The 7,526-nt window shown below is 70.2% G+C and carries 8 protein-coding genes; 4 read left to right on the top strand and 4 right to left on the bottom strand.

The genetic code is table 11. From position 1 onward, the window contains the following. A partial coding sequence (locus tag FrCorBMG51_RS33345) for a DEAD/DEAH box helicase (protein ID WP_420848551.1) occupies positions 1 to 349 on the bottom strand: 349 nt, incomplete at its 3' end. A 380-nt stretch (positions 350 to 729) separates the two neighbouring features. On the opposite strand from FrCorBMG51_RS33345, the gene FrCorBMG51_RS00160 reads away from it, so the two are divergent. Next, on the top strand, positions 730 to 1,629 hold the full coding sequence (locus tag FrCorBMG51_RS00160) for a ferritin-like fold-containing protein (protein WP_047221139.1): 900 nt from the start codon (positions 730 to 732) through the stop codon (positions 1,627 to 1,629). Between the two features lie 140 nt (positions 1,630 to 1,769). On the opposite strand, the gene FrCorBMG51_RS00155 is transcribed toward FrCorBMG51_RS00160, so the two are convergent. From FrCorBMG51_RS00155 to FrCorBMG51_RS00145, 3 genes are all read right to left on the bottom strand, one after another. After that, positions 1,770 to 1,997, bottom strand: a complete 228-nt coding sequence (locus tag FrCorBMG51_RS00155; RefSeq protein ID WP_013872385.1) for a DUF3107 domain-containing protein — start codon at positions 1,995 to 1,997, stop codon at positions 1,770 to 1,772. A gap of 198 nt (positions 1,998 to 2,195) precedes the next feature. Next, positions 2,196 to 2,891, bottom strand: coding sequence for a TetR/AcrR family transcriptional regulator (locus FrCorBMG51_RS00150; RefSeq protein WP_047221138.1), 696 nt, complete (start codon positions 2,889 to 2,891; stop codon positions 2,196 to 2,198). A 522-nt stretch (positions 2,892 to 3,413) separates the two neighbouring features. Then, entirely contained in the window at positions 3,414 to 3,626 is a 213-nt protein-coding gene (locus FrCorBMG51_RS00145) for a hypothetical protein (RefSeq protein ID WP_047221137.1), read from the bottom strand. Positions 3,627 to 4,348: 722 nt separating this feature from the next. Between FrCorBMG51_RS00145 and ku the strand changes: the two genes are divergently transcribed. The 3 genes from ku (at position 4,349) to FrCorBMG51_RS00130 (ending at position 7,512) form a co-directional block, all read left to right on the top strand. Beyond that, positions 4,349 to 5,338: a non-homologous end joining protein Ku gene (gene ku / locus FrCorBMG51_RS00140; RefSeq protein WP_047221136.1), complete on the top strand. Its 990-nt coding sequence runs from the start codon at positions 4,349 to 4,351 to the stop codon at positions 5,336 to 5,338. A 351-nt stretch (positions 5,339 to 5,689) separates the two neighbouring features. Further along, positions 5,690 to 6,862, top strand: a complete 1,173-nt coding sequence (gene moeZ / locus FrCorBMG51_RS00135; protein ID WP_047221135.1) for an adenylyltransferase/sulfurtransferase MoeZ — start codon at positions 5,690 to 5,692, stop codon at positions 6,860 to 6,862. 356 nt (positions 6,863 to 7,218) lie between these two features. Then, entirely contained in the window at positions 7,219 to 7,512 is a 294-nt protein-coding gene (locus FrCorBMG51_RS00130) for an MGMT family protein (protein ID WP_235433188.1), read from the top strand. Positions 7,513 to 7,526 lie beyond the last annotated feature (14 nt).

The following is a 7,526-nucleotide window of genomic DNA, read 5'->3' as shown; positions in this document are numbered from 1 at the left end:
CCACGAGCGCCTGCGGCTGCCCGCTGGCGCCCTCGTCACGGCTGGTCGCCTGCTGCGCGAGCGGGATGCCGAAGGCGAGCGTCTTGCCGGTGCCGGTGCGGGCCTGCCCGATGATGTCGGACCCGGCCAGCGCCAGCGGAAGCGTCAGTTCCTGGATGGGGAAGGGGGAGAGGATGCCCTTGGCGCGCAGGGCCTCGACGATCTCTTCACGGACGCCGAGGTCGGCGAAGCCGGGCGCCGGTGTCGTGGCCGGCGCCGTCGGGGCCCCCGTCTCGCCGGTGTCCGGGTGCCCCGTGGGATCTGTGGGGTCATCGTGTCGGTGTGTTGTGGTTTCGGCTGAAACGGACAGCGGGATACTCCTGGTCTGCTAGAGGGCCGGAGACGGCGCGATCGTCCTTCGTTCACGCCATCGAGGCCCAGGTCCCCGAGTCGCTATGAGCGGGATCCGACGCTGCACCCGCTCACGACATCTACCGGCGGGGTCCGCTGACCCGGAGTGGGGCGACGCCCGCGCGGGCCGGAAGTGGTCTTGGCAGCTCCCGGCTAATGATAAGGATAACCTGTGGGCTGCTCTCCGAGACATGTTCCGACACGATGACCTTCGGCAGGGTGCTGCGGCCCATTCCGTCAGATGCCGCAAGTGCCTGTGCCGTAAGGTGTCCCGGTCCTGCTTCCGGTCGGTGTATATCGGGGCGGTTCGCCATGAGGACGAGGCTGAGGTGATCCGATATGACGGACAGTACGGGTACCGGCCGGGTCGGCTTTCCGGCGCCGTCGATCGGCGGGGACGACGCAGGCGGTGAGGCCGGCGGGGCCGGCACGGCACGCGGCCCCGATCCGGAGGGCCGAAAATGGTCCGATCATGATTCGGCCGTACCAGGGGCCCGGGCCCACGGGGTGGCCACCGACGCGCCCGAGCCGCACCGTGACGCGCAGGCTCGTGACGCGCAGGCTCGTGACGTTCAGGCTCGTGACGCCGTCCGCGCGGGCATACCGGACATCGCTGTCGTGGATCTGTTGGGACTGCTCGCCTTCGGCGAACTGACCGCGTTCGAGCGGCTGGCCACGGACGCGCGGATGGCTCCCACCCTGACCGACAAGATCGCGCTGGCCGGCATTGCAGCCGCCGAGTTCGCGCACTTCGAGGAGGTTCGTGCCCATCTGCTGGGGGTGGGGGTCGACCCGGTGCGGGCCATGGAGCCGTTCGTGTCGCCGCTGACGAACTTCCACAACCTCACCGCGCCTGCCGACTGGCTGGAAAGCCTGGTCAAGGTGTATGTCGGGGACAGCATCGCCGCGGACTTCTACCGCGAGATCGCCACCGTGCTCGATCCCGACGTGCGTGCGCTGGTCCTCGACGTCCTCGCCGACACCGGCCATGCCGCGTTCGCGGTGGGGCGGGTCCGGGCTGCGATCGAGGCCGATCCGACCGTGGCCGGCCGGCTCGCGCTGTGGGCCCGGCGGCTGGTGGGGGAGGCGCTGACCGAGGCACAGCGGGTCGCGGTGGAGCGCAGCGCGCTCGCCGCCCTGCTGAACGGGATAGGCGACCTGACAGCGCTGGCGGAGCTGTTCAACCGGATCACCCTCGCGCACACGGCACGGATGGACGCACTCGGCCTGTCGACCTGAGACAGCCCGGGCCCGGGTCGGGGCCGGGCGGCCGAAACCGACCCGACCCGACCCGGGTAGCCGGCATCCGACTACCTTTTGTTCCGACTACCTTTTGTGTTGTGTCGGGCGTTCCGGGTTACCGGAGGGTGCTGTCGCCGTCAGAGCGCGCCGAAACCGACCCGGCGTGTCTCGGATTCGGCGATCTCGACGTAGGCCAGCTTCCCGATCGGGATGACGACCCGCCGGCCCTTCTCGTCCACGAGTGTGAGCAGCCCCAGATCCGACCTGATCGCGTCGGTGACCGCCTGGGCCACGTCGTCCGGCGACTGGCCGCTCTCAATGATCAGTTCGCGCCCGACGTTCTGGATCCCGATCTTGACCTCCACCAGTGATGACCTCCGTGTTCGTCAGGTGTGCCGTCCAGGTTCCTGGTGACGTCCGGCGGTGGGAGAAGAGCGAGGGTCTCGCCGTCTTCGGCCGGCTAGGTCACCATAGGGCCTACGGCGCGGGGCGTGGGACGCGGCCGGGTCATGTTCGCTGGAGGCGTCAGGGTCCGCTGAAGACCTCAGGGTCCGTTGGAGACGTCAGGGTCCGCTGGAGGCGTCACCGTCACCGGTGATTTCCCGGGCCGGTGCCGGGTCGGTGCCGGTGGTGCGGCGCGGGTATCCGGCAAGCCCCCGCCAGGCCAGCTCGACCATGGTCGCGACGGCCTGCTCCTTCGAGACCGCCCCGCCGGTGACCAGCCACCAGCGGGCGCCGGTCTCGGCGAGGCCCACCAGCCCGATCGAGAGCAGTTCGGCCTCGGCCGGGCCGACGCCGGTGTCCGCGGCGATGACGTCCGCGATGGCGTTGGCGCACTCGGTGAAACTGTTCTCCACCCGCTTGCGGACGGCGGGTTCGCTGCGCAGGTCGGACTCGAGAACGAGCTGGTAGGCGCCGCTGGGGTCGTCGACGAAGTCGAAGTAGGCCGCGATCGACCGAGCGATCCGGGTATGGTTGTCGGTGGTGGACGCAAGCGCCCGCTGCACGCTGGAGACGAGGGCGTGGGCCTGCTCGTCCAGCAGCGCCAGATAGAGCTCGAGCTTTCCGGGAAAGTGCTGGTAGAGGACGGGCTTGCTGACGCCCGCGCGTTCGGCGATCTCGTCCATCGCCGCGGCGTGATAGCCCTGGGCAACGAAAACTTCACGGGCCGCTCCCAGCAGCTGGAAGCGGCGAGCGGTGCGCGGCAGCCGGGCGGTCTTGCCTGAACGCGGTTGCGGCGCGGCCGGCTCGGCGCTCACCGGCGCACCTCCTTTGATCGGTCGAGCCTCGGTGCCGGCTCGGCGGCTGCCTGTGCCGGGCGTGGTGCCCGTCCGGATGCCCGGGCTGGGCGTCGCGCCCGGCCGGGACCCGACCTGTGGTGCTTTGTCATGTTATGTGAACATAAGATGAGCACTCGGATCTGGGCGGGACCTGAGTACGGGATCCGGGGTACAGGATCTGGGATACGGGATCTGGAACAGGGGATCTGAGCGTCTGTGGATGTGGGTACCAGGCGGGGGTGAACCCGCTGGTGGCTCACCGTACCTTTCCTGCCCGGCCCCGTCCTGACTGATCCCGGCCTGGCTGATTCCCGGGCCCGCCTGAGGAACCGCGGGCAGGGTGATCATCCTTCTCCCGTGCGGGCGTGCCCGCGCCGGCGGGCCGCACCGAGCGGGCCCGTCGGCGCCGGCACGTCACCGTTGGATCAGGGGGATATCAGGGGTCCGCGTGAACCGGGGCTCACGCGGGGCTCACGCGGGCTCGCCCGGGTCAGGCCCGCTTCACCGGTACTCGTCCTCGTCGACGTCGACGACGATCTGCTGCTCCGCGGCGTCGTACTCGTCGACCTCCAGCGACGACGGCCACGATGCCGTGAGCGGCAGCGAATCGCGCGTCAGGACCTCGCGCGCCTGCTCCGCGGCGTCCGCGTCGGGCACGTCGGGACGGTCGAGAACGTCATGCACGTCGAGCGGAAGATCCGTCGGTGAGGTCATGGCTTTCTCCTGTCAGCGCCTACGGACTGTGATCCTCTGTACTCTTGCGTTGGCCCTACCGCCGTTTTGGAACCTTCCACCTGTGCGCCGGGTGTACCTGCCGAAGTGGCAAAAAGATCGCCGTGTTCTTCGACTCGGTCCGGCACGTCGCCCACCATGAATACCAGCTCATCCGGCCGTGGGCAGGCAACGGCCCGGTCGTGCGGCGACCAGGCTAGAAACTGTCGGTGTGTTAGTGCGTACGGAGAGTGCGCAGAGTGTGGAATTGCGTCGCGATCGTCGTGCGGTGGTTCCGGGGTCGGCGTCACCGCGTCAGATGCTGGACGCGACGGCCGGCTTCGCCGGGTGCCGCGGCGGCGCTGGCTGGCCGGCGGTCCGGCGGGTGGAAGTCGTTCCGGGAGGTCCCCGGGGCGGACCGACGCCCGAGTGCTCCGCATCGTGGCGCCCGGTGCCCGGGCGCTCTGCCCCGGGTGTGCGTCCGTCCGCGATTCGTTCGTCCACGATTCGTTCGTCTTTTGTGCTCACACGGCTTCCGCACCCTCCATCGTTGGGAGACCATTGGGTAAGGAGTGTGTCCGCTGACTGCGGAGCGCGGCCCGCCGGGCCGTACCCGTCAGCGCGGACATCTGATCCGGCGCTGTCGTGATCCGGTGCTGCCACCGCCGCGGTATGCCGGTCGGGACAACCCATGAACATGCTCAAACTCACAGTAAGGGGCGGGCATGCGGTCGATCTGGAAAGGCGCGATCTCCTTCGGTCTCGTCCGGATTCCGGTCCGGCTCTACCCGGCCACCGAGGACCGGGACGTCTCCTTCCACCAGGTCAGGCGGTGGGACGGGTCCCGCATCCGCTACAAGCGGGTCGCGGCGGCGGACGGGGCCGAAGTGCCCTACTCGGAGGTCGCCAAAGGCTACGAACTGCCGTCCGGGGAGACCGTCGTGCTCACCGACGACGACTTCGCGAACCTGCCGCTGCCCACCTCCCACACGATCGACGTGCTGGAGTTCGTCCCGCTGGCGCAGGTCGACCCGATCTACTACGCCAGGAGCTACTACATCGAGCCCGACCGGGGCGGGGTCAGGTCGTACGTGCTCCTGCGCGACGCGCTCGGCCGCTCCGGCCGGGTCGCGCTCGTCAAGATCGCCCTGCGGCAGCGGGAGCAGCTCGCGACCCTGCGGATACGCGGCGACGTGCTCGTCCTGTCGACGATGGTCTGGCCGGACGAGGTGCGCCGGCCGGACTTCCCGTTCCTGGACGAGGAGGTGAACGTCGGCCCGCAGGAACTGGTCATGGCGCAGACGCTGATCGAGTCGTTGTCCGACGACTTCGACCCGACCCCCTACACCGACGGCTACCGGCAGGCCCTGCAGGCCGTCATCGACGCGAAGGTGTCGGGTAGCGACGTGGTGACCCCGCCGGTCGAGGGCGAGACGGCCACCTCCGCGGACGATCTGGTGGCCGTCCTCGCCGCCAGCGTGGCCCAGGCCCACCGCGGCCGGCAGCCCACCGGCGCCGGCCGGGGCACCGGCCCCGCCGCGCCCGCCGCTCGCCCAGCCGTGTCCGGTACGGACGGAGGCGCTGCGGACGGGGTCGGCACGGACGGCGCGGGGGTGGACGGCGCCGCCGGCAACGGCAACGGCAACGGCCGACAGGGTGCACGCAACGGGAAGAGGGCCGGCGGGCCCAGAGCCGGGGCCGCGGGCCGCCGGTAGCGCCACCGCGGGTCGGAGCCGGGCCAGGCCGGTGGCTGACGGGCCGCGGGCGAGCCGGACGGCCGGCGTGGCGAGCCCGGAGCATGGTGGGCGCGGGTCGCGGAAGCTTCCGCGCGCTGGCGGCGTTGTCGACATCAGCCCACGATCCAGGTGTGTCGTGCTCACGTCGCCGGCGTCCGGCCGCCGGCAGAAATCTTCGTCAGTGGATCGCCTGCAGGGATCTTCGTCGGCGGTCCGCCGATGGTGGCCTCTGTCGGTGGATCGCCGATGATGGCATGGCGTCCCTGCGAGGATGGGACGACAGGGTAGCCGGACGTACGGATGCCAGCGCTGTAACCGCGAGGAGAGATCGTGTCACTGCCGCCTCTGGTCGAGCCAGCGGCCGACCTGACCATCGACGAGGTCCGCCGGTACTCCCGACATCTGATCATTCCGGATGTCGCCATGGACGGCCAGAAGCGGCTGAAGAACGCGAAGGTGCTCGCCGTCGGCGCCGGCGGGCTCGGCTCGCCGACCCTGCTGTACCTGGCCGCCGCCGGGGTGGGCACGCTCGGCATCGTCGAGTTCGACACCGTGGACGAGTCCAACCTGCAGCGTCAGATCATCCACGGGCAGTCCGACGTGGGGCGGTCCAAGGCGGAGTCGGCCCGGGACGCCATCCGCGAGACCAACCCGCACGTCAACGTCATCCTGCACGAGACCCGGCTGGACACCTCCAACGTCACGGAGATCTTCAGCCAGTACGACCTGATCGTGGACGGGACGGACAACTTCGCCACCCGCTACCTGGTCAACGACGCCAGCGTGCTGCTCGGCAAGCCGTACGTGTGGGGGTCGATCTACCGGTTCGACGGGCAGGCGAGCGTGTTCTGGGCCGAGCACGGCCCGTGCTACCGCTGCCTCTACCCGGAGCCGCCCCCGCCCGGCATGGTGCCCTCCTGCGCCGAGGGCGGCGTGCTCGGCGTGCTGTGCGCGTCGATCGGGGCGATCCAGGCCACCGAGGCGATCAAGATCCTGACCGGGATCGGCGAGCCGCTGGTCGGGCGGCTGACGGTCTACGACGCCCTGGAGCTGAGCTACCGCACCATCAGGGTCCGCAAGGACCCGGAGTGCCGGCTGTGCGGCAAGAACCCGACCATCACCGAGCTGATCGACTACGACGCGTTCTGCGGGGTCGTCTCGGACGAGGCCGAGCGGGCCGCCGTCGGCTCGACGATCCTGGCCACCGAGCTCAAGGACTGGCTGGACCGGGGCGAGCCGATCGAGCTGGTCGACGTGCGGGAACCGGCGGAGTGGGAGATCGTGCGCATCCCGGGGGCGCGCCTGATCCCCAAGGGCGAACTGCCGGCGCACCTGTCCGAACTGCCGCAGGACCGCCGGGTCGTCGTCTACTGCAAGAGCGGGGTGCGCTCGGCCGAGGCGCTGGCGACGTTGAAGGGGGCGGGGTTCTCCTCGGCGGTGCACGTCCAGGGCGGGGTGACCGCCTGGGCGAACCAGGTCGACAAGTCCCTGCCCGTCTACTGAACCGTTGGACCGTGTCCGGGTGGCCGCGGACCCGTTCCGCGACCATTCGGACACACGGTGTGATTCGTGCGAATTTGTCATCGTGTACGTTTTTCGACCCTGGACGCGTGGCTGACGACAAACTCGCGGCGATCTTCTTTGCTGGTCGGTACGTCGTCGACGTGGGCCATCGGCTACACGGCTATACGGCTACGTATGGTTGTACGACTGGTGCTCCTGGTCGTGTCGGGGAGGTTGGATGCCAGCGGATGCCCGCCGGGCCGGGCGGCGGCATGAGCCGCCGCTGAGCGTGTCCGCGGGGCTGGCCACCCGGATCAGCGTCGGCGGCCGGCCGNGGCCGGCCGAGCCCGTACGCGATGACCGTCCTCGAGGCGATCACGCGAATTCCCCGCGGCAAGGTGATGACCTACGGTGATGTCGCCGAATACGTGGGCGCGGGCACCGGCCGGACGGTCGGCGCCGTGCTCAGCCGGCACGGGTATGACGACGACGTGCCCTGGCACCGGGTGATCCGCTCCACCGGCGAGCCGAATCCCACCGCCCCGGTCGAGGCACTGCGGCGGCTCGACGCCGACGGCACCGCGCTGCGTCCCGGCGGCGAGCGGGTGGACCTGGCCGTGGCCCGCTGGGATGGCCGGCCAACCGGCTGACGACGGCCCCCGCC

This window comes from Protofrankia coriariae (assembly GCF_001017755.1).
GTDB classification, from domain to species: Bacteria; Actinomycetota; Actinomycetes; order Frankiales; family Frankiaceae; genus Protofrankia; species Protofrankia coriariae.
Note: the sequence above shows the minus strand (reverse complement) of the source record. Positions and strands in the feature narration are given on the sequence as shown.